The organism is Leifsonia stereocauli (genome assembly GCF_038432415.1).
GTDB lineage: Bacteria > Actinomycetota > Actinomycetes > Actinomycetales > Microbacteriaceae > Orlajensenia > Orlajensenia stereocauli.
Window position 1 is genome coordinate 668,430 of sequence record NZ_JBCAUN010000001.1, and the last position, 20,772, is coordinate 689,201.

Here is a 20,772-nt window from a genome sequence, read left to right on the forward strand (position 1 = left end):
CGCTACTCGGCGGTGCGGTGGGTCGACGTCACGGCCGTGCCCCACCACAGCGTGGTGTCGCCGTACTTCTTCTCGCGGTCGAGCTCGAGGCCGTGGGGGAGCGTCGGCCGGCCGGAGCGGGTGCTGCGCTCGATCATGACGGTCGCCCCCGGGTTCAGGTGGTGCACGAGAAGTGCCACGGCGCGGTCGAGCTCATCGCCGGGAAGGTCGTAGGGCGGGTCGAGGAAGACGAGGTCGAAGTCTCCGACCACCGCCTCGAGATAGTGCTGCACAGACTGGGCGGCAACGGTGATGCGGGGCTTGCCGCTCGTCGGCGCCGTGCGCAGCACCGACTCGGTGTTCTTGCGGCAGATCGCCGCGGCCGCGGCATTCCGTTCGACGAGGACCACGGATGCCGCACCTCTGCTGGCGGCCTCGAGACCGAGCGAGCCCGAGCCCGCGTACAGGTCGAGCACGTGAGCCCCGCGGATCTCGTCACGGGCGTCGAGCGCCGAGAAGATGGCCTCCCGCACCCTGTCGCTGGTGGGGCGGGTACCGCTCCGCGGCACGGCGAGGGCGAGAGAACCGGCGAAGCCGGAGACGATGCGCGTCATAACGAAGTGAGCCTACCCGCGCACGGACATGGGTGTGATGATGGAAGGGTGGGGGACACGACGCATCAGCTCCAGACCATCGACCAGTCCATCCTGGACACGCTGTGGGATTTCTCGGATCCGGCGGCGTCTGCGGAGCGCTTACAGGCGGCCGCCGACGACCTCGCCTACAGCGAGGAGGCCCGCGAGGAGATCGCGACCCAACTGGCGCGAGCCCTCGGGCTGATGGAGCAGTACGACGACGCCGAGGCCGTTCTCGACTCGATCGTGCCGTCCTCGCCCATCGTCGAGGCGCGCATAGCGCTGGAGCGCGGCAGGCTGCGGCTGGCGCAGAGCGAGCCCGTCCTGGCGGTCCCGCTGTTCACCAAGGCCGCTCGGCGTGCGGCATCCGGTCGCGTGACGTTCCTGACCCTGGATGCCCTGCACATGCTCGCCATCGCTGACGCGGGGCACGAGGAGGAATGGGCCGAGGTCGGGTTCGCCGTGCTCGAGCGTGCGAGCCAGCCGCGCACCAGGCGCTGGGGCGTCGCGCTGCACAACAACCTGGGGTGGTACCTGCACGACGGCGGCCGGGCAGCCGAGGCCCTGCCGCACTTCGAACGCGCCCTCGAGTACGCGCGCGAGGTGGGAACGGCCGATCAGCGCTTCATCGGGCGATGGGCTGTCGCGCGGTGCCTGCGCACTCTCGGTCGAACGGACGAGGCTCTGGTGCAGCAGCGCTCCCTCGCCGAGAAGCGACCGGACGACCCGTACGTGGCCGCCGAGATCCGGGCTCTGACGGAGGATCGCTCTACGATCGAGGAATGACCTCGACCGACGCCTCGTCAGGTTCCGTCGGCGCGCCGACGAGCCCGCTCGACGCGCCGTTGGCGACGGTGCTGGCGCCGCGAACGGCCACGCCGCTGGCGAAGGCCTTCGGCATCCGCACCGTCGGAGACCTGCTCAGCCACTACCCGCGCCGCTACGCACGTCGCGGCGAACTGACGGCCCTCGATCGTCTGCCCCTCGATGAGAACGTGACCATCGTCGCCGAGGTGCGCGAGGTGCGTGGGCGCTCGATGAAGAACCGTCGCGGCAACATCCTCGAGGTGTCCATCTCCGATGGTGCCGGCATCCTGACCCTCACCTTCTTCAACCAGGGCTGGCGTGAGAAGGAGCTGCGGCCGGGCGTCCGCGGAGTCTTCGCGGGGAAGGTCACCGCCTACCGCAGTGCCCTGCAGTTGGCGCACCCCGACTACGAGCTCTTCGACGACGACTCCGTGGCGCTCAGCGGGGTGAACGATCCCGATGCGGGCAAGCGCTGGTCGGAGATGCCGATCCCGATCTACCCGGCGACGGGAAGCCTGTCGAGCTGGAACATCGCTAAGGCCATCGCCACCACCCTCGACGGCCTGCGCGGGGTGGGGGATGCGGTTCCCGCGGCCGTGCGCGAGGAGCAGGGGCTGCTCGCCCACGCCATGGCGCTCGAACTCGTGCACCGACCGCAGACCGACTCCGACTGGAGACGGGCTCGCGACAGCCTGCGTTTCGCCGAGGCGTTCGTGCTCCAGGCCGCACTGCTGCAGGAGCGCGCCATCCACCGTGCCTCGGCGACGACGGCCAGGGTGCCGCGAGCCGGCGGCTACCTCGAGCGCTTCGACGGCATCCTGCCGTTCACCCTCACGGCCGACCAGGAGGAGGTGGGAGACGAGATCGCCGGCGACCTCGCCGCGACGGCTCCCATGAACCGCCTCGTGCAGGGCGAGGTCGGTTCGGGCAAGACCCTCGTCGCCCTCCGCGCCATGCTCGCCGTCGCGGAGTCGGGTGGGCAGGCGGCACTGCTCGCACCCACCGAGGTGCTCGCGGCGCAGCACCTGCGTTCGATCGCGCGCACCCTGGGCCCCGATCTGTCGGCCGAGCTCATGCCCACCCTCATCACAGGGCAACTCTCGGCCGCTGAGCGCCGGAAAGCGCTGCTGCGGGCCGTCTCCGGCCAATCGCGCATCGTGGTCGGCACCCACGCCCTGCTCGGCGAGTCCGTGTCGTTCTACGACCTCGGCCTCGTGGTCATCGACGAGCAGCACCGCTTCGGCGTCGACCAGCGCGAGGCGCTGCGCCTCAAGGGTGCCACGCCTCCGCACGTGCTCGTCCTCACGGCCACGCCGATCCCGCGCACCGTCGCCATGACGGTGTTCGGCGACCTCGACGTGAGCGTCATCCGCGAGCTCCCGGCGGGTCGATCAGGCATCGAGTCGTTCGTCGTGCCCCTGGCCGAGAAACCGGGTTGGTGGAACCGGGTCTGGACGCGCACGGCCGAAGAGCTCGCCCTCGGTCGGCAGGCATTCGTGGTCTGCCCGGCCATCGATGCCAAGCAGCCGGAGGAGGGCGAGGATCTCGGCGGCGAGCTCGACGAGACCGAGGCCGAGACCAAGGCGCCGCTGGCGTCGGTGACCGCCACTCTCGAGTCCCTCCGGAGCCACCCCGATCTCGCCGGCCGCCGGATCGAGGCACTGCACGGTCGCATGTCGAGTGACGAGAAGGATGCCGTCATGCAGGCGTTCGCGGCCGGCGCCATCGACGTGCTCGTGGCCACGACGGTCATCGAGGTCGGCGTCGACGTTCCGAATGCCTCGACCATGGTGGTGCTGGACGCCGAGCGGTTCGGCGTCTCGCAGCTGCACCAGCTGCGCGGCCGCGTCGGCCGCGGCTCGGTTCCCGGACTCTGCCTCCTCGTGACGAACGCCGCCGAGGAGTCGCTCGGGCGCCAGCGCGTCGATGCCGTCGCCGCCACCCTCGACGGCTTCGAGCTCGCCCAGGCCGACCTCGAGCTCCGCCGCGAAGGCGACGTGCTGGGTGGGCTGCAGTCAGGCGGGCGCTCGTCGCTGCGACTGCTGCGCGTCGCCAAGGACGGCGAGATCATCGCCGACGCGCGTCGAGCCGTGCAGGAGATCCTCGACGTCGACCCGGCGTTCGCCGATCACCCCGACCTGCGCGAGGCCGTCGCCCGCCGACTCGACGAGTCCGAGCGCGAGTACCTCAACAAGGCCTGACGACCCCTGTTCGGGATTCACACCCGCTCTCCAGCAGAGGAGTCATGCCGAAAGGCTAGGGTGAATCCCATGCGCAGGATCGCCGTCGTTCCCGGTTCGTTCGACCCAGCCACATTGGGTCACCTCGACGTGATCGAGCGTGCCGCCGGCCTGTTCGACGAGCTGCACGTGCTCGTCGTGCACAATCCGGACAAGAATGCCCTGCTCCCCATCGCCCAGCGGGTCAGCCTGCTGGAACGGGCCATCGCCGACTCCGGTGCCGGCGGGAACATCGTGGTCGCGTCGTGGAGTGTCGGCCTGCTCGTCGACTACTGCACCGAGGTCGGGGCATCCGTACTGGTGAAGGGGATCCGCTCGCAGGTCGATGTGGCCTACGAGACCCCGATGGCGATCGTCAACCGCAATCTCGCCGGCGTGGAGACCATCTTCATGCTCCCCGATCCTGCACACGCCCACGTGTCCAGTTCCCTCGTCCGACAGGTCGCGGCTCTCGGGGGCGACGTGGCCCCCTACGTTCCGCGGGCTGTCGCCGATTTCCTCCAGGGGTCACTCCGATGAACAGCTCAGCCACCCGAATCCCCACCGACTCGTCGGTGGCCACAGCCGACGACACCGTCGCCATGCCCCTCGACGAGGTGCTGCGGCACGCCAACGCGATCATCGCGAACGTCGAGAGCGTCATCGCAGGCAAGCACGCCGCCGTGCGCACGGCGCTCACGGTTCTGCTCGCCGAAGGACACCTGCTCATCGAGGACGTCCCCGGCGTCGGCAAGACGATGCTGGCGAAGGCGCTGGCGAAGTCCGTCGACAGCACGGTCAGCCGCATCCAGTTCACGCCCGACCTGCTGCCCAGCGATGTCACCGGCGTCTCGATGTACAACCAGGCCGAGCGGCGCTTCGAGTTCAAGCCCGGTGCCGTCTTCGCGAACATCGTCATCGGCGACGAGATCAACCGGGCCTCTCCCAAGACGCAGTCGGCTCTGCTCGAGTGCATGGAGGAGCGCCAGGTCACCGTCGACGGAACCACGTACCTGCTCTCGACGCCGTTCACCGTCGTCGCCACGCAGAACCCGATCGAGATGGAGGGCACGTACGCCCTTCCCGAGGCGCAGCGCGACAGGTTCATGGCCCGCATCTCGATGGGGTATCCGGACACCGAGAACGAGGTGGAGATGCTCAACACGCGCGACGTCACGAGCCCTCTCGAGCAGATCGGTGCCGTCGTCGACCTCGAGCAGCTGCGGGCGATGATGTCGTCGGCCAGGGGAGTGTTCGCCGCTCCCGGCGTCAAGGAGTACGCCGTGGCCCTCGTGCGGGCGACCCGCGACGACCGCGACCTGCGACTCGGAGGCAGCCCTCGGGCCACGCTGCAGCTCATCCGCGCCGCCAAGGCGCATGCCGCACTCCAGGGCCGCGACTTCGTGCTGCCGGACGACATCGACGAGCTCGCCGTCGCCGTCCTCGGGCACAGGCTCGTCCCCACCAGCCGTGCCCTCGGGCATCACCACCAGGACAGCTCGGCGCTCATCGAGGAGATCGTGCTCCGCATCGTCTCCGAGACCGCGGTGCCGCTCGGAAACCAGAAGCGGTCCTGATCCGCACGATGGCCGACGACGTCCGTTCCCAGAAGCTGTGGTGGCCACGCCCGACCGTGCGCGGCTGGGCCTTCCTCGCGGCGGGCATCGCTATGTTCCTGTACGGACTGTTCCTCGAGCGCCGTGACGCCCTCTTCGTCGCCTGCTTCCTGATCGCCATTCCGCTCGTCGCCATGGGCTATGTGCTCGTGCGACGGATGCGGGTGCACGTCACGCGCTCGTTCTCCCCGGTGATCGTGCCCGCCGGGAGCGAGGCCGTGGTCTCGCTGGTGGTCCAGAACCTCTCGCTGCGCCCGAGCTACGGCGCGCGCTGGCGCGATCAGGCGGAATCCGGCATCTCCGTTCCGGCGAGCGCCCTCATGCCGAGCCTCGGGCGCCACGGACGGGTCGACGAGGGCGACACTGCCCGTCTGGAGTACACCCTCACCCCGCGCCGCCGCGGAGTGTTCGGCATCGGACCGCTCATCCTCGACCGTGCCGACCCCTTCGGGCTCGCATCCGGAGAGCAGACGGCCGGAGTTCCGCACGACCTCGTCGTGACACCGCGCGTGAGTCCGCTGCCGGGGAACGCGCTGTCGCTCACCAACGGGGACGGCAGCATGCACGAGCTGCTGCGTCATTCGAACCCGAATTCCGACGAGCTGATCGCCCGCGAGTATCGCCCCGGCGACCCGCTGCGGCGCATGAACTGGCCGGCCACAGCGCGTCACGGCGAGCTCATGGTGCGTCAGGAGGAGCAGCGCAGCAACCCCGAGGCCCGGCTCATTCTCGACACCACCCACTCGGTCGGCGTGCGCGGCGGCTCCAACATCACACGACCTCGCCTCGACGGCGCCTTCGAGCTCTCGCTCGAGATGGCGGCATCCATCGGCATCCACCTGCTCGATGCCGGGTTCAGGCTCGACGTGATCGAGACCGGCGCGAGCCAGCTCTCGCCAGCCACGGACCGCGTCCGAGGCGGCCTGCGTGGCGACACCCCGACGCCGTACAGGCTCCCTGCCGGCGATCGCGACCTGCTCGAGGGCCTCGCGAACCTCGTGCTCCCCGCGAGCGGAGGCGACCGCGACACACGCGCCGATTCCCCGGGCAGTGCCATCCGGAACCCGGGCAACAGGTTGCCGACCTTCGCCGTCCTGATCGACGTCGATGTGAGGGAGGCGCAGGAGCTCGCAGCGCTCCGGCCGTACTGCGAGCCCGCCATCGCCTTCGTGGTCGACACAGTCGCCCCGGTGGTCGTCGAGCAGCTCGAGGACGCGGGCTGGCGGTGCGTGCAGCTGCGCAACGCCCGCGGTATCGCCCAGGCCTGGGAGCAGACCGGACGCGAGCGGAGGCCCGTCGATGAGCCGGTCTGAGACGACGCCGCGCTTCGCCGAGCGCGGCCGCAACTACTGGGCTCTCACTGGCGCCCTGGTCGTGCTGCTGCTCGTCGCGTCGATGGCGCTCGGCCCCGTGCTGCGGGGATCGAGCTGGTGGTGGGTGATGGCCGCTGTCTCCGCGATCACCCTCGTCTCCGCTGGGGCGTTCCGGAATCTGGGATGGGCGCGCTCGGTCGTGCCGCTCGCCGCCGGCGGGGTGCTGCTGGTGACGCTCACACTGTTCTTCGGAGACGGGTCGGGTCTGCTCTGGCTCGTCCCCACCCCGGGCACCGTCGAGCAGTGGGGCGGCCTGGCCGAGGCCGGCATGCTGTCCATCCAGCAGCAGGCGGTTCCGGCCGTCGTCTACCCGGGCATCCTGTTCCTGCTCGCCGTCGGCGCCGGCCTGCTGGCGATCGCACTCGACACCGTGGCGATCACGCTGCGCTTCCCCGCGATCGCCGGCGCGCTCATCCTCATCCCCGTGTCGGTTCCGGCCCTCATCACCAAGTCGGGAACGGATCTCGCGGCGCTCGTGCTCACGGCCTGCGCCTACCTGCTCCTGCTGCGCGTCGATGTGCGCATCCGTCGTCGCAGTGAAGCGGCCACCCGCGACCGCGGCCGCGCCGCTCCCCGCAGCAGCGGCCCGGAACGACGCGGGCCCGGGCCGGTCTGGGGCTCGCTGGGAGTCGGGGCCATCGCCATTGTCTCGGCGCTCGTGCTCTCGGCCGCCACCCCGGCTCTCTCCGATTCCTCCGTCATCTCCAACAAGCAGACCGGCGTACTGTTCGGGTCCGGTGTGAGTCCGCTGATCGACCTCGGCCAGGACCTGCGCCGGCCCGAGGCGTCCCTGGCGATGCACTACGCCACGACGGCGGACGACCAGCCCTACTTCAAGCTGCTCACCCTCGATTCCTTCTCGGAGGACCTCGAGTGGGTGGCCGGGCGCGGAGCCACCGACATCACCAACACCGTTGACGAGTTCGGCGACCCTGAGGGGTTGACGGATGCCGTCGAGCGCGACGATATCAGCACGACGGTGCAGGTCGACACCGTCATCAGCTCCTGGCTTCCCGTGCCGTACCCTGCGACGAGCATCGACGGACTCGACGGCGACTGGCAGTGGGACGACGGCGCCCTGACTGTGTCGAGCGACAAGTCCACGACGCAGGGCCAGAGCTACAAGGTCGCAGGACTCGAGCTGAAGCCGACGGCCGAACAGCTGCGCGACAGCGGCACCGACTATCCCGCCGCCATTCAGCGATACCTCGAGCTGCCGGAGAACGCCCCGGCCATCATCGGCGAGCTCGCCGCCGAGGAGACCGCGAACGTCACGAACCCCTATGACGCGGCGATCGCACTCCAGCGCTACTTCCGGAGCAGCGCCTACGCCTACTCGACCGAGGCTCCGGTCGACGAGGGCTACGACGGCGGCAGCCTCGACGTCATCGCCCGCTTCCTCGACGTGAAGAAGGGCTACTGCATCCACTTCGCCTCGGCGATGGCCGTCATGGCGAGGAGCCTCGGCATCCCGTCGCGCATAGCGCTCGGCTACCTTCCCGGCGAGAGCACGCGCGACACCATGGAGGGCCTGCCGCGCTGGAACGTGACGACGCACGACCTGCACACCTGGCCCGAGCTCTACTTCCCCGGCGTGGGTTGGGTGCCCTTCGAGCCGACGACGGGCCGCGGGTCGATTCCCGACTACGCGCGTGGCGTCGGACAGGCGTCGACTGCCCCGCTCGCGCCGTCGACGAACGACCAGGCGAACCGCGACGCCGCGCTGCAGGACCGCGAGCAGAACGCGGGTGGGGCCGTTACAGCGGCGCAGGTCTCCCTGCTCTGGCTCCAGGTGTCGCTCGTCGTGCTGGGCGCGGCGCTGATCCTGCTGCTCCCGTTCCTCATCCGCACAGTCGGCCGCCTGCAGCGCCGCCGACGAGTCGCATCCGGTCGGGCCTCACCGTCGCTGCTCTGGCGCGAACTCGTCGATTCCGCTGTCGATCTCGGGCTCGGTGTGCCCGATACCGAGACCGCGCGGCATCTTGCCAGCCGGCTGTCAGCATCCGGTGGTCTGACGGATGCCGTGGCCGCTGCGCTCGAGCGCCTGCGCGACGCCGTCGAACACGAGCGCTACGCGCGTCCCGGCGCGGAAGCCCGGCATCGCAACGAGGCACTCGTCGACGACCTGGATGCCGTGCTGGCATCGCTGCGCTCCGGAGTCGACGTGCGCGCTCGCCTGCGCGCCGCGCTCCTGCCACGCTCGCTGCGTCCCGAGGCATTCGGGCCCGGCCGCGGAAGAAGTGCCGCCGCCGCGTAGAATCGATCCTCGTGAGCAAGTTCGAGAAGACCCCGTACATGGTCAACGTCCGTGACCTCCTGCACCGCCCCGGTGAGATGCGCGAGCACGACCTGACCATCCCGTTGACCGAGGACATGGGGGAGGGCCTGGTGGCGGTGCGCTCCGGCCAATCCGTCGATGTCGACGTACGCCTGGAGTCGGTGCACGAGGGCGTTCTGGTCTCCGCCGACGTGTCCGCGACGGCCGATGGAGAGTGCGGCCGATGCCTCACAGACATCTCCCTGCCTGTCGAAGTCGAGTTTCAGGAGCTTTTCGCGTATTCTTCTGGAGAAGCTTTCGAGTATGAGGTTCAAGACGACCACGTGGATCTTGAATCACTCATCAGGGATGCGGTGGTGCTAGCACTTCCGTTCCAGCCGGTGTGTCGGCCTGATTGCCCCGGTCTCGATCCCGAGACAGGGCTGCGGATCGAAGAACACCCGGAACTCGGTGAACGAGTGCAGCATGACCCGCGATGGGCCGCGCTTGCAGGCCTGGGAGCTTCCTCAGACATCAGCGACAGCTCTCAGGAGCGCGCTGAACAGCAGAAAGAGAGTTGAATCATGGCTGTTCCCAAGCGGAAGAAGTCTCGCAGCAACACCCACTCGCGTCGTTCGCAGTGGAAGGCCGAGGTCCCCACGCTCGTCAAGACCGTCGAGAACGGCAAGGTCACCTACAGCCTTCCGCACCGCGCCAAGGTCGTCGAGGACTCCGCAGGCACCGCCCTGTTCCTCGAGTACAAGGGCCGCAAGGTCGCCGACGTCTGAATCGATCGTCAGGATCGCGGGCTGACGGCAACGTCGGCCCGCGCCTTTCGTTTCGGACTTCGGACATCGCACTCGTGAGTACCTCGGAGAAGCCTCCGGAGGGCCTGCTCGCACAGCTCGGCATCGCACTCGATGCCGAGCTGTTCGAGCTCGCCCTGACGCATCGCTCGTACGCGTACGAGCACGGTGGCATCCCGACGAACGAGCGACTCGAGTTCCTGGGCGACTCGATTCTCGGGCAGGCCGTCACGGTCATGCTCTACCGCGAGTACCCCACGCTCGAGGAGGGTGAACTCGCCAAGCGGCGAGCGAGCCTCGTGAGCAGTGCCGCCCTCGCCGAGGTCGCGCGTCAGAACGACGTCGGCAGCTACGTGCGGCTCGGTCGCGGGGAGACCAGGACCGGCGGGCGCGACAAGGCGTCGATCCTCGCCGACACGGTCGAGGCCATCATCGGCGCCGTGTATCTCGATCGTGGCGGTGACGTCGCGACGGCTTTCGTGCTGCGCATCATCGATCCTCTGCTCACCGACCCCGATCGCTTCGGTGCGTCGATGGATCCGAAGACCAGCCTGCAGGAGAGCGCCGCCCGCCACGGAAAGACGGCACCCGCGTACTCCATCAGCGAGAGCGGCCCGGATCACTCCAAGGTGTTCGTCGCGACTGTCACCGTCGGCGACGTCACGGCGACGGGCGAGGGCACCAGCAAGAAGCACGCCGAGATGGCCGCGGCCCTCGAGGCGTGGTCACTGCTCGACGGTGCCGCTGCGAAGTCCTCCAGCTCGGCGAAGTAGCGCCGGCGTGCCCGAACTGCCCGAGGTCGAGGTCGTCCGAGCCGGCCTCGAACCCGCTGTGACAGGTGCGGTCATCGCCGGTGTCGAGGTGTTCGAGCCGCGTTCGCTCAAGAGGCACGTCGTCTCCCGCGGCCCGTTCGTCGACCTCGTCGAGGGGCGACGGATGCTGGCAGCCGTGCGCCGCGGCAAGTTCCTGTGGCTGCCGCTCGACTCCGGCGACGCCCTCGTCACGCACCTCGGCATGAGCGGGCAGGTGCTGTTGCGGACGCCGGGGTTCGAGGAGACCGGACTCCTGCGCATCCGTCTGCACCTCGACCACCCGGAGCACGGCGAGCTCTGGGTGAACTTCGTCGACCAGCGCATCTTCGGCTCGATGGCCGTCGACGCCATGGTGCCCACCGAAGACGGTGCCGTCGCGGGCTACGGGGGAGCGGCATCCGGGGAATGGGAACGATCGATCCCGAGCCAGGTCGCGCACATCGCGCGGGACCCGCTCGATCCGGCGTTCTCCGACCTGGCCTTCCTGGCGGCTCTCGCACGTACGCGCACGGGAATCAAGCGTTCGCTGCTCAACCAGAACCTGGTGAGCGGCATCGGCAACATCTACGCCGACGAGGCCCTGTGGGCCGCGAAGGTGCACTACGACATCCCGTCGGCGTCGCTGTCGCGGGCGAAGGCGCGCCAGCTGCTGACCGAGGTTCGGCACGTCCTGCAGAAGGCCCTGGCCGAGGGCGGCACCAGCTTCGATGCGCAGTACGTCAATGTGAACGGGGCGTCAGGCTACTTCTCGCACTCGCTGAACGCGTACGGCCAGCAGGGAGAGCCATGCCCGCGCTGCCGAACTCCCATCGTGCGCGAGACCTTCATGAACCGCGGCTCGCACTTCTGCCCGCGCTGCCAACGCAGGCCGCGCCTTCCGGCCGTCGGCTGACCCTACGCGTCCCGACGCCACGCGCCCTCATACCCGATCGGCACGAATCCCATCGCCTCGTTGACGTCGAGCATGGGCCGATTCTCCTCCGCGTTGAAGGTGATGATCGACGGATGCCCCGGGAAGTCGTTCTCGACAGCCCGCAGGTTCGCCAGCTTCACCAGGGTCCCGAGACGGTGCCCGCGGTGCTCGCGCAGGACGAGCGTGTCGTCCTGGGTGATCGCGCGGTTCTGCTCGGCGGGGACGAATGTCGTCGAGAACGCGACGAGGGCACCCGTGGCCCCGTGCACGGCGGCGGCGGTGACGGGCACGAGATCGGCCGACGACCTGGAGGCGTCCTCCGCATCGACGCGTTCGACGGTCCAGACGTCTTCGGGCTCTTCGAGGCCGGCTGTCGGTGCGTCAGTGCTCATCCGGGTGTGCAGGTTCGCCATGTCGGAACGGTACTGCTCGGGCGTCGACCCGATCCAGGTGACGGCGCTGTACCCGACCGCGTGCGCTTCAGCGTCGGCTTCGAGGCGCCGCACGGCCTCCGGATCCGCCGGCAGCGAGAGCCGACTGCCCCGATTCAACTGCTCGAGCCTGTAGCCGCGGGAGAGCAGGAATCTCACCTCGGGGTTCTCGAGCGGTACCGAACCGAACCCTGTCGGGGCGTCGAGTCGAGGGCCAGGGGCATCGGGGGATGCCGCGTAGACGATGAAGGTCGAGCGTCCGGCGTCGAGGGCGAGCTGCTCGATGGCGTCGCTGAGAGCGGCACCGATGCCCAGCCCGCGGGCCTCGGGCCGCACGAGCACCTCGAGCCAGGCGTGCTTGGAGGCCGGGTCGGCGAGGGTGTCGATGACGGCGCGGGCGACGACATCGCCATCCAGTCGGGCTATCAGGCCGTGTCTGGGCTCGAACTCGGTGTTCTGCCACATCGGGAGCATCTCGTCGGCACGGCGGACGAGGTCCTGCGTGCCGTAGGAGGCGGCCTCGCAGACATTCCGCACGGCGTTCGCCGCGTCGAAATCCGACCACCCGGAAGCGCCGGGTGCCTCGGGGATCACGAGCGGCTCGATGGTGAATCGCCTGGGCATGCGCTGCCCTCCTTCCGCGCTGCGTTCCGGGTCGAAAACGGGCAGCCGACCAGCCTAGCCACCTGCCGGGCTGAAGGCCATGTGTCCGGTACCGTTGTGGCAAGCATCCGCCCGGTGGAAAGAGGCACGCGTTGTACCTGAAGAGCCTGACCCTGAAGGGGTTCAAGTCCTTCGCGCAGCCGACCACGTTCGCCTTCGAACCCGGCGTCACCTGCGTGGTCGGCCCGAACGGCTCCGGCAAGTCGAACGTCGTCGACGCTCTCGCATGGGTGATGGGCGAGCAGGGTGCCAAGACCCTCCGCGGCGGGAAGATGGAGGACGTCATCTTCGCGGGCACCTCGACCCGCGGGCCGCTCGGTCGCGCCGAGGTCACGCTCACCATCGACAACTCGGACGGCGCTCTGCCGATCGAGTACACCGAGGTCACCATCAGTCGCACGCTGTTCCGCAACGGGTCGAGCGAGTACGCGATCAACGGACAGGGATGCCGCCTGCTCGACGTGCAGGAACTGCTGAGCGACTCCGGCCTCGGCCGGGAGATGCACGTGATCGTCGGCCAGGGCCAGCTCGACGCCGTGCTGCGCGCCAGCCCCGAGGAGCGCCGCGGCTTCATCGAGGAGGCGGCCGGGATCCTCAAGCACCGTCGCCGCAAGGAGAAGACCGTACGCAAGCTCGAGGCGATGCAGACCAACCTCACGCGTCTGTCAGACCTCGCCGGCGAGATCCGGCGCCAGCTGAAGCCCCTCGGCCGCCAGGCCGAGATCGCCCGCGAGGCGCAGTCGATCGCGGCCATCGTGCGCGACGCCCGCGCCAGGCTCCTCGCCGACGAGGTGCTCACCCTGCGCAACGCGCTCGACGGGTACACCCGCAGCGAGCACGAGCGTCACAGCGAGCGCATCGTGCTGCAGGCGCAACTCGACCAGAAGCAGCTGCGCATCCAGCGCATCGAGCAGGAGCAGGTCGGCGACGCCGTCGACGGCGCCCGCCGCACGGCCTTCGGCCTGGAGTCGGTACAGGAGCGCCTCCGCGGCCTGTACACCCTCGCGAACCAGCGCATCGCGCTGCTCGGAGGGGAGTCCGAGGCTCCGGATGCCGGTCCGTCGGTCAGCTCGCAGATGCTCGACGACGCCGCAGCCGAGATCGTGCGCCTGCAGGAGGTCGTGGTGCTCGCCGAGGCCGGGCTGCAGCAGGCACAGCTCGCCACGGCCGCTGCCCGTCACTCGCTCGACGGCGTCGACGAGGAGATCGCGTCCCAGAGCGCTCTCGTCTCCCGCCACGACCTCGAGATCACCAAGCTCACCGGGCAGTCGGATGCGGCCGCCTCCCGTCTCGCCGCCGTGCGCGGCGAGGTGCTGCGCCAGGAGAACGCCCTCGAGGCCGCCCGCGAGCGTCACAGCGCCGTCCGCGCCGAATTCGCGCTGCTCGAGGCGGAGGCCGCGACGGCGGACGTCGGCGAGACCGACCTCGACGAGGCCTATGAACTCGCCCAGGGAGCGCTGTTCGAGGCCGAGGCCGAGATCGAGCGCATCCGCGACGAACTGCACGGCCACGAACGCGAACGCGACGCCCTCGCCGCCAAGACCGGCGCACTGTCATCGGCCCTCGACCAGAAGGACGGCTCGGCCGCCCTCGTCGCGGCCAGGCTCGACGGCGTCCTCGGACTCGTCGCCGAGCACGTTCAGGTGCACCCCGGCTATGAGGTGGCCATCGCCGCCGCCCTCGGGACCCTCGCCGACGCCGTCCTGGCCGACGATCTCGACGCAGCCACCGCCGCCGTGGAGTACGCGATCGCCGAGGAGCTCGGCCGTGTCGAGGTCGTCGTCGCCCGGCCCGATCGCGTGGTGACAGCAGCAGCCCCCGGCGATGGCTACGTTGCGGCATCCGGAGTCGTCAACGCTCCCGACGGCGTCCTCAGCCTGCTGGCCAACACCGTGATCGTCGACGACCTCGCCTCCGCTCGTGCGGCCTGGCGCAGCGGGCTCGCGGATGCTGCGACCCCCGTCACCGTCATCACCCGGGGCGGCGACGTCCTCACCACCTTCGTGCTGCGCGGCGGCAGTGGTGCCAAACGCTCGCGCCTCGAGCTCGTGGCCGAACGTGATGCAGCCGCGGAACGCCTGAACGACGTGACCTCGATCATCGAGCGGTCCCGGTTCACGCTCGCAGAGCAGCGCGGCATCCTGCAGGTGTCGAAGGAGCAGTCGGCAGCGGCCCTCGCCGCCCTGCGCGAGTTCGACTCGCAGTTGGCTGCGGCGGCCGAGAAGCTCAACCGCGCCAGGGTGCAGTCCGAGGCCGCCGGCGCCGAGCAGGCCCGCCTCGACGCTGCGCTCCAGCTAGCCGCAGAGCGAGTGGCCGAGGCCGAGAGCACGGCACATGCTGCGAGGTCGGCTCTGGATGCCGCCAAGTCCAAGCCGCGTCCGATCCTCGACGTCTCCGCGCGCGACAGCCTGCTCGTCGAGCTGGAGTCGGCACGCGAGCGCGAGGTCGAGGGGCGCCTGTCGCTCGAGACGGCCCGCGAGAGGGTGCGCGCCGAGCAGGCCAGGTCCGCCGCGCTGGTGCGCCAGCGCGAGTCGGAGCGAGCGGCGGCCGAGGAGGCCGCTCGACGTGCCGTCATCCGGCGCCGTCAGGTGGAGTCCGCAACGGCCGTGACCGAGGCGTTGCCAGCAGTGCTCACGTCGGTCGACGCATCCGTCGCCCAGGCCAGACTCGAACTCGCGACGGCCGAGGCCCAGCGCGCCAGTCAGAACGATGAGCTCGTGGCGCTCCGCCGCGATGAGGCGGCCACCCGGGAGCGGCTCAACGCCATCACCGAGAACGTGCACGGGCTCGAGCTGCAGATCTACGAGAAGAAGCTGCACCTGTCCAGCCTGCTCGAGCGAGCCGGATCCGAGCTGGGGCTCGTCGAAGACGTGCTGATCGCCGAGTACGGGCCCGAGGAGCCGGTGCCGGCCGAGGTCGAGGGTGGGGAACCGACGGTCTTCGATCGTGCCGAGCAGAAGAAGCGCCTCGAGAAGGCCGAGCGCACCTTCGCGCAGCTCGGTCGTGTGAACCCGCTCGCCCTCGAGGAGTTCGCCGCGCTGGAGCAGCGGCACAAGTTCCTGACCGAGCAGCTCACCGACCTCACGAACACCCGTAAGGATCTCATCACGATCATCGAGGAGATCGACGAGAAGATGCAGGTCATCTTCTCCGCGGCCTTCGATGACACCCAGGCCGCGTTCGCCGAGGTGTTCCCGATCCTGTTCCCGGGCGGAGTCGGCAGCATCACGCTCACAGACCCCGAGAACATGCTCACCACCGGCATCGAGGTGGCAGTGAAGCCGGCGGGCAAGAAGATCGAGCGTCTCTCGCTGCTGTCGGGCGGTGAGCGTTCGCTCGCCGCCGTCGCGCTGCTCATCGCCATCTTCAAGGCGCGCCCCAGCCCGTTCTACATCATGGACGAGGTCGAGGCGGCTCTCGATGACGCCAACCTCGGCCGCCTGCTCACGATCTTCCAGGACCTGCGGGAGTCGAGCCAGCTGATCGTGATCACGCACCAGAAGCGCACGATGGAGATCGCGGATGCGCTCTACGGCGTCTCGATGCGCCAGGACGGCGTCTCGGCCGTCGTGGGTCAGCGCGTGACCGAGGAGCGGGCTACCGCCTAGATGGTCTGACGCTCGGTGAGGGCCGAGCGAAGCGACCGCCCGAAGCGCCCTGGGGAGCGGGCAGTGTGAGGACGACGCTTCGACCGGGGCTTCGCCCGGCCCTCGGCGAGCGGAGCGGCTACGCCGGCAGCGCCCGATTGCTGCGGATGAGGCCGCTCGGGTCCACGCGATCCTTCACCGCACGCAGGCGATCGAGCGCGACCACATCGAAGGCATCGGCAAGCCCCGTGCCACTGCCGAGGAAGGTCGGCACCATGCCGGTGGCGGGATGGGCGGCTGCGAACCGGCGGAGCGGCTCGAGGGCGGCATCCGCCCCCGCAGCCATCTCGGGGGTGAAGGCGAGCACTCCCGAACTGATGAGCGCCTGCGCACCGATCGCACCGACTGCGGCGTCGTCGACCTCGGGACCCGCTGCAATGGCGCCCCCGAGCGGTCGCACGCTGACGCGGCTGAGCCCGCCCTCAACGCCCGCGAGGAACGCTCCGACGAACTCCGTGGCCGTCGCGCGATCGAACCCGTCGACGGTTCCGCCCCAGTCGACGGTGGGCATCGGATCCGTCGGCTCGGCAGCGACCGCAGCCAGCCCCCCGATCGTGAACGACGTGAGACCGTCGAGCAGCGGAGTCCCGATGGACCGCAGCCTGTCCACGATCGGAGCGGCGGAAGCCTCATCCCCGATGTGCACGAACGCCACCGACGCTATGGTCTGGCCGCGCAGGGGCGGGGGGAGCTGGGGCATGTCGGGGAACCGCGCCAGTGAGATGTCGAGGCCGAGTCGGGGGTCGGTCTCGGCCAGGTCGAAACCGGCGACGAGGGCGTCGATGCCGACGCTGATCGGGAAGACGATGCTTCCTCCGAAGAGGGCGTCTGCGGGGTGGAGGGCGAACTCGACAGCGGTGATCACGCCGAACAGTCCGCCCCCGCCGCGCACGGCCCAGAACAGCTCTGGATCACTCTCAGCAGTGACCCGACGCGCTTCGCCGCCGGCATCGACCAGCTCGACGGCGGTCACCGACCGCGAAGCGAGCCCGAACGAGCGGCTGAACATGGAGTGTCCGCCGCCGATCGAGTAGCCGACGGTGTTGACCTCGGGGTTGCTGCCGGCCAGCGCAACGAGTCCTGTGCCGTCAAGGGCGGTGAGCACGCGCCCCCAGTTCACCCCGGCGCCGACGCGTGCTGTGCGCGCGTCCTGGTCGATGGTGATCTCGTCGAAGGCCGTCGGCCGGATCAGCACGACCCCCTCGAGCGAGCCGTTGGCCCCGTGCCCGTTGGGCTGCACGGTGACTCCGAGTCCGGATGCCGCGGCTGCAGCGAGCACGGCACGCACCTCGTCGGCGTCGGCCGGTGTCACGACCGCTGCCGGGCGTTGATCGACCGTGAGGTTCCAGGCCGAGCGGGCGACGTCGTAGGCGGGATCATCCGGGAGGACGACGGCGCCGGTGATGGTGCTCTCGAGATCGGTGATGGCAGACGGGGTCGACGATGACACAGGGGTACTCCAGACGACTATGGGGTGGAATCTGAGGATGCCTCGAACGATAGCGCCGTCGACCGACACGGGGAAGACCCTGCACGCCAGTACGCTGGGGGCATGGCAGAACGCAGTTCCTGGTCGCTCTCCGGCGCCCTCCGCGGCATGTTCGCGAAGAAGACGATCGACGACGAGACCTGGGACGACCTCGAGGACGCCCTCATCACGGCCGACTTCGGCCCCGACCTCACCGAGGCGATCGTGGCGGACCTCCGATCGAAGGTCGCCCGCTACAACACCACCGACCCGAAGGACCTGCAGCGGATGCTCCGCGAGGGTATCGAGGAGAGGCTGGCGCGCTTCGACACCACGTTGAAGCTCAGTGACAGGCCGGCCGTCGTGCTCGTGGTCGGCGTCAACGGCGTCGGCAAGACGACGACGATCGGCAAGTTCGCCAAGTTCCTCGGCAACTACGGGCGAAGCGTGCTCGTCGGAGCCGCCGACACCTTCCGCGCCGCGGCCGTCGACCAGCTGGCGACCTGGGCCGAACGGGCCGGCGCCTCGATCGTCCGCCCGCAGCAGCAGGGCCAGGATCCGGCATCCGTCGCCTTCCAGACCATCGAACGAGCCAAGCTTGAGGGTTTCGAGATCGTGCTGATCGACACCGCCGGGCGCCTGCAGACCAAGGGCGGGCTCATGGACGAGCTCACCAAGATCCGTCGCGTCATCGAGAAGCAGGCTCCCATCGCCGAGGTGCTGCTCGTTCTCGACGCCACCACCGGCCAGAACGGGCTCGCGCAGGCCGAGGCCTTCGTCGAGCACGCCGGCGTCACCGGGCTCGTGCTCACCAAGCTCGACGGTTCAGCCAAGGGCGGCTTCGTGCTCAGCGTGCAGGACAAGACCGGCATCCCCATCAAGCTCGTCGGGCAGGGCGAGGGCATCGGCGACCTCACCGGCTTCACGCCGCACGTCTTCGCGCAGCAGCTCGTCGGCTGAGGCTCGGCACCGCTCCCCGCCGAGCCGAACGCCACACCGCACAACGAAAGGATCGCCTGATGTCGATCGAACACGACTTCTTCGGACTCCTCGACGGCGACGACGGCGAGCTGCACTGGTCTGAGGGCGTCGACGCCGGCGACCAGTACGTCGACGTCGACCTGCGCGCCCCGAGCGAGCAGTCGGTGACGGATGAGGCCCTCGACGTGGCCGCCGCCATGGTGAACTCGCTCGAACAGCTCGATTCGCGCGCCAGGGAGGCCTTCGTCGCCGAGATCGGCCAGGAGGGCTCCAACGCGATGCTCTACCTGACCTCGCAGTTCGCCGAGCTCGATCCCGAGATCCTCGCGGAGTCGCTCGACTACGACTCCGGCGACCGCGACATCGACGTGCTGCGTTCGCTGAAGCTGCTGCGGGTGGGCTTCCAGCCGCACCACTCAGGCTCCGAGGAGCAGTTCGCCGTCTTCGAGTACGCCCTGGCTCCCGACGAGTCGGACAGCATCCTGAGCGCGTCCTTCGACATGCAGGGCGACGTGGTCTCGACCGACGTCGACGCCTGACCTGGAGAGCTGCGGCGCACCGGTAAACTGGCAGCACCATGGCTACATTCGGAACCCTCTCTGATCGGCTCGCCGATACCTTCAAGAACCTCCGCACCAAGGGCAAGCTCTCGGCGGCCGACGTCGACGGAACTGTGCGCGAGATCCGGCGCGCCCTTCTCGACGCCGATGTCGCGCTCGACGTCGTCAAGGAGTTCACGGGCAAGGTGCGCGAGCGGGCCCTCGGCGACGAGGTCAACAAGGCGCTGAACCCTGCCCAGCAGGTCGTTCAGATCGTCAACGAGGAGCTCGTGCAGATCCTCGGTGGCCAGCAGCGCCGTCTCGAGTTCGCGAAGAAGCCGCCGACGGTCATCATGCTCGCCGGGCTCCAGGGTGCCGGTAAGACCACCCTCGCGGGCAAGCTCGCCAAGTGGCTCGTGAAGGACGGCCACACGCCGCTCCTGGTCGCGAGCGACCTGCAGCGCCCCAACGCCGTCACGCAGCTCCAGGTCGTCGGCGAGCAGGCCGGCGTTCCCGTCTTCGCTCCCGAGCCCGGCAACGGCGTCGGCAACCCGGTGAAGGTCGCCAAGGACGGCGTGAAGTTCGCCGTGCAGAAGCAGTACGACACCGTCATCGTCGACACCGCCGGTCGTCTCGGCGTCGACGCCGAGCTCATGAAGCAGGCCGGCGACATCCGCAAGGCCATCGATCCCGACGAGGTGCTCTTCGTCATCGACGCGATGATCGGCCAGGACGCCGTGGCCACGGCGAAGGCGTTCCAGGACGGCGTCGACTTCACCGGTGTCGTGCTCTCGAAGCTCGACGGCGACGCGCGTGGTGGTGCTGCGCTCTCGGTCGCATCCGTCACCGGACGACCCATCATCTTCGCTTCCACGGGCGAGGGGCTCGACGACTTCGAGCCCTTCCACCCCGACCGCATGGCGAGCCGCATCCTCGACCTCGGTGACATCCTCACGCTCATCGAGCAGGCGCAGGGCGCCTTCGACGAGGAGGAGGCCCGCAAGGTCGCCGAGAAGTTCGCGACGGACACCTTCACGCTCGACGACTTCCTCAGCCAGATGCAGCAGCTGCGCAACATGGGCTCGATCAAGAAGATGATGGGCATGCTGCCCGGCGCCGGCGCCATGAAGCAGCAGCTCGACAACTTCGACGAGAAGGAGATCGTTCGCACCGAGGCGATCATCCAGTCGATGACCAAGAAGGAGCGGGTGAACCCGAAGCTCCTCAATGGCTCGCGGCGCCTGCGCATCGCCAGGGGCTCGGGAATGACAGTGACCGACGTCAACCAGCTCGTCATGCGCTTCGAGCAGGCGGCCAAGATGATGAAGACCGTCGCCAAGGGCGGCGTTCCGAACGTTCCCGGCATGGGTCCCATCCCCGGTGCCGGCTTCACGGGAGGCCGCGGCAAGCAGCAGCCCAAGAAGAAGGGCTCGAAGTCGGGCAACCCGGCCAAGCGCGCTGCCGAGAACGCCGCGATCGCCTCCGGTGAGAAGACGGCGACGGATGCCGCGGCATCCGGCGGGTCCGGCTTCGGCCTCGGCGGGGGCAAGACGCCTGCCGCCGCACCCACCGCCGAGGAGATGGCCGCGCTCACCAAGTTCCTGCGCTAGCCGTTCCGGCTGCGAA

The 20,772-nt window shown here is 69.3% G+C and carries 17 protein-coding genes; 14 read left to right on the top strand and 3 right to left on the bottom strand.

Annotated elements, in window-relative coordinates:
* Window positions 1–2: 2 nt before the first annotated feature.
* Entirely contained in the window at window positions 3–593 is a 591-nt protein-coding gene (rsmD, locus tag AADV74_RS03325; protein ID WP_342111793.1) for a 16S rRNA (guanine(966)-N(2))-methyltransferase RsmD, read from the bottom strand.
* A 48-nt stretch (window positions 594–641) separates the two neighbouring features.
* On the opposite strand from rsmD, the gene AADV74_RS03330 reads away from it, so the two are divergent.
* The 10 genes from AADV74_RS03330 to mutM all read left to right on the top strand — a co-directional run bounded on the left by AADV74_RS03330 (window position 642) and on the right by mutM (window position 11,396).
* Window positions 642–1,400, top strand: a complete 759-nt coding sequence (locus AADV74_RS03330; protein WP_342111795.1) for a tetratricopeptide repeat protein — start codon at window positions 642–644, stop codon at window positions 1,398–1,400.
* Window positions 1,397–3,622 carry an ATP-dependent DNA helicase RecG gene (locus tag AADV74_RS03335; RefSeq protein ID WP_342111796.1) on the top strand — a complete coding sequence of 742 codons (2,226 nt, stop codon included), beginning with the start codon at window positions 1,397–1,399 and terminating at the stop codon, window positions 3,620–3,622. Before AADV74_RS03330 ends, AADV74_RS03335 begins: the two co-directional genes overlap by 4 nt.
* A gap of 69 nt (window positions 3,623–3,691) precedes the next feature.
* Complete coding sequence (gene coaD, locus AADV74_RS03340) at window positions 3,692–4,180, top strand: pantetheine-phosphate adenylyltransferase (RefSeq protein ID WP_342111798.1); 489 nt, start codon at window positions 3,692–3,694, stop codon at window positions 4,178–4,180.
* Window positions 4,177–5,217 (top strand): AAA family ATPase, encoded by a 1,041-nt coding sequence (locus tag AADV74_RS03345; protein WP_055819291.1) that lies wholly within the window; start codon window positions 4,177–4,179, stop codon window positions 5,215–5,217. The genes coaD and AADV74_RS03345 overlap by 4 nt, the downstream gene beginning before the upstream one ends.
* Window positions 5,218–5,225: 8 nt before the next feature.
* Window positions 5,226–6,569, top strand: a complete 1,344-nt coding sequence (locus AADV74_RS03350; protein WP_342111809.1) for a DUF58 domain-containing protein — start codon at window positions 5,226–5,228, stop codon at window positions 6,567–6,569.
* Window positions 6,556–8,886 carry a transglutaminase TgpA family protein gene (locus AADV74_RS03355; protein ID WP_342111811.1) on the top strand — a complete coding sequence of 777 codons (2,331 nt, stop codon included), beginning with the start codon at window positions 6,556–6,558 and terminating at the stop codon, window positions 8,884–8,886. The genes AADV74_RS03350 and AADV74_RS03355 overlap by 14 nt, the downstream gene beginning before the upstream one ends.
* Before the next feature lie 38 nt (window positions 8,887–8,924).
* Window positions 8,925–9,467, top strand: coding sequence for a YceD family protein (locus tag AADV74_RS03360; protein ID WP_342113089.1), 543 nt, complete (start codon window positions 8,925–8,927; stop codon window positions 9,465–9,467).
* Between the two features lie 3 nt (window positions 9,468–9,470).
* Complete coding sequence (gene rpmF, locus AADV74_RS03365; protein ID WP_055819283.1) at window positions 9,471–9,674, top strand: 50S ribosomal protein L32; 204 nt, start codon at window positions 9,471–9,473, stop codon at window positions 9,672–9,674.
* Window positions 9,675–9,778: 104 nt separating this feature from the next.
* Window positions 9,779–10,465: a ribonuclease III gene (gene rnc, locus AADV74_RS03370; RefSeq protein ID WP_342113090.1), complete on the top strand. Its 687-nt coding sequence runs from the start codon at window positions 9,779–9,781 to the stop codon at window positions 10,463–10,465.
* A 7-nt stretch (window positions 10,466–10,472) separates the two neighbouring features.
* Window positions 10,473–11,396, top strand: a complete 924-nt coding sequence (mutM, locus tag AADV74_RS03375; RefSeq protein WP_342111815.1) for a bifunctional DNA-formamidopyrimidine glycosylase/DNA-(apurinic or apyrimidinic site) lyase — start codon at window positions 10,473–10,475, stop codon at window positions 11,394–11,396.
* Window positions 11,397–11,398: 2 nt separating this feature from the next.
* Here mutM and AADV74_RS03380 read toward each other — a convergent pair whose 3' ends face one another.
* Entirely contained in the window at window positions 11,399–12,472 is a 1,074-nt protein-coding gene (locus AADV74_RS03380; RefSeq protein WP_342111817.1) for a GNAT family N-acetyltransferase, read from the bottom strand.
* Between the two features lie 131 nt (window positions 12,473–12,603).
* Between AADV74_RS03380 and smc the strand changes: the two genes are divergently transcribed.
* Window positions 12,604–16,119 carry a chromosome segregation protein SMC gene (smc, locus tag AADV74_RS03385; protein WP_342111820.1) on the top strand — a complete coding sequence of 1,172 codons (3,516 nt, stop codon included), beginning with the start codon at window positions 12,604–12,606 and terminating at the stop codon, window positions 16,117–16,119.
* 118 nt (window positions 16,120–16,237) lie between these two features.
* Here smc and AADV74_RS03390 read toward each other — a convergent pair whose 3' ends face one another.
* Window positions 16,238–17,608, bottom strand: coding sequence for an FAD-binding oxidoreductase (locus tag AADV74_RS03390; protein ID WP_342111822.1), 1,371 nt, complete (start codon window positions 17,606–17,608; stop codon window positions 16,238–16,240).
* Between the two features lie 102 nt (window positions 17,609–17,710).
* On the opposite strand from AADV74_RS03390, the gene ftsY reads away from it, so the two are divergent.
* Genes ftsY through ffh form a run of 3 tightly spaced genes read left to right on the top strand, consistent with a single transcriptional unit; the run spans window position 17,711 to window position 20,756 of the window.
* Window positions 17,711–18,586 carry a signal recognition particle-docking protein FtsY gene (gene ftsY / locus AADV74_RS03395; protein WP_055819263.1) on the top strand — a complete coding sequence of 292 codons (876 nt, stop codon included), beginning with the start codon at window positions 17,711–17,713 and terminating at the stop codon, window positions 18,584–18,586.
* Between the two features lie 59 nt (window positions 18,587–18,645).
* Window positions 18,646–19,146 carry a DUF2004 domain-containing protein gene (locus tag AADV74_RS03400; RefSeq protein ID WP_342111824.1) on the top strand — a complete coding sequence of 167 codons (501 nt, stop codon included), beginning with the start codon at window positions 18,646–18,648 and terminating at the stop codon, window positions 19,144–19,146.
* A 38-nt stretch (window positions 19,147–19,184) separates the two neighbouring features.
* Window positions 19,185–20,756: a signal recognition particle protein gene (gene ffh / locus AADV74_RS03405; RefSeq protein ID WP_342111826.1), complete on the top strand. Its 1,572-nt coding sequence runs from the start codon at window positions 19,185–19,187 to the stop codon at window positions 20,754–20,756.
* The last annotated feature ends 16 nt before the right edge of the window (window positions 20,757–20,772 follow it).

Excerpts from the sequence above, each read along its gene's own strand:
- coaD (WP_342111798.1), top strand. The coding sequence starts at position 3,692 with ATGCGCAGGATCGCCGTCGTTCCCGGTTCGTTCGACCCAGCCACATTG.
- rsmD (WP_342111793.1), bottom strand. The coding sequence starts at position 593 with ATGACGCGCATCGTCTCCGGCTTCGCCGGTTCTCTCGCCCTCGCCGTG.
- ftsY (WP_055819263.1), top strand. The coding sequence starts at position 17,711 with ATGGCAGAACGCAGTTCCTGGTCGCTCTCCGGCGCCCTCCGCGGCATG.
- AADV74_RS03400 (WP_342111824.1), top strand. The coding sequence starts at position 18,646 with ATGTCGATCGAACACGACTTCTTCGGACTCCTCGACGGCGACGACGGC.
- AADV74_RS03335 (WP_342111796.1), top strand. The coding sequence starts at position 1,397 with ATGACCTCGACCGACGCCTCGTCAGGTTCCGTCGGCGCGCCGACGAGC.
- AADV74_RS03345 (WP_055819291.1), top strand. The coding sequence starts at position 4,177 with ATGAACAGCTCAGCCACCCGAATCCCCACCGACTCGTCGGTGGCCACA.
- rpmF (WP_055819283.1), top strand. The coding sequence starts at position 9,471 with ATGGCTGTTCCCAAGCGGAAGAAGTCTCGCAGCAACACCCACTCGCGT.
- AADV74_RS03360 (WP_342113089.1), top strand. The coding sequence starts at position 8,925 with ATGGTCAACGTCCGTGACCTCCTGCACCGCCCCGGTGAGATGCGCGAG.
- AADV74_RS03350 (WP_342111809.1), top strand. The coding sequence starts at position 5,226 with ATGGCCGACGACGTCCGTTCCCAGAAGCTGTGGTGGCCACGCCCGACC.
- AADV74_RS03355 (WP_342111811.1), top strand. The coding sequence starts at position 6,556 with ATGAGCCGGTCTGAGACGACGCCGCGCTTCGCCGAGCGCGGCCGCAAC.
- ffh (WP_342111826.1), top strand. The coding sequence starts at position 19,185 with ATGGCTACATTCGGAACCCTCTCTGATCGGCTCGCCGATACCTTCAAG.
- AADV74_RS03380 (WP_342111817.1), bottom strand. The coding sequence starts at position 12,472 with ATGCCCAGGCGATTCACCATCGAGCCGCTCGTGATCCCCGAGGCACCC.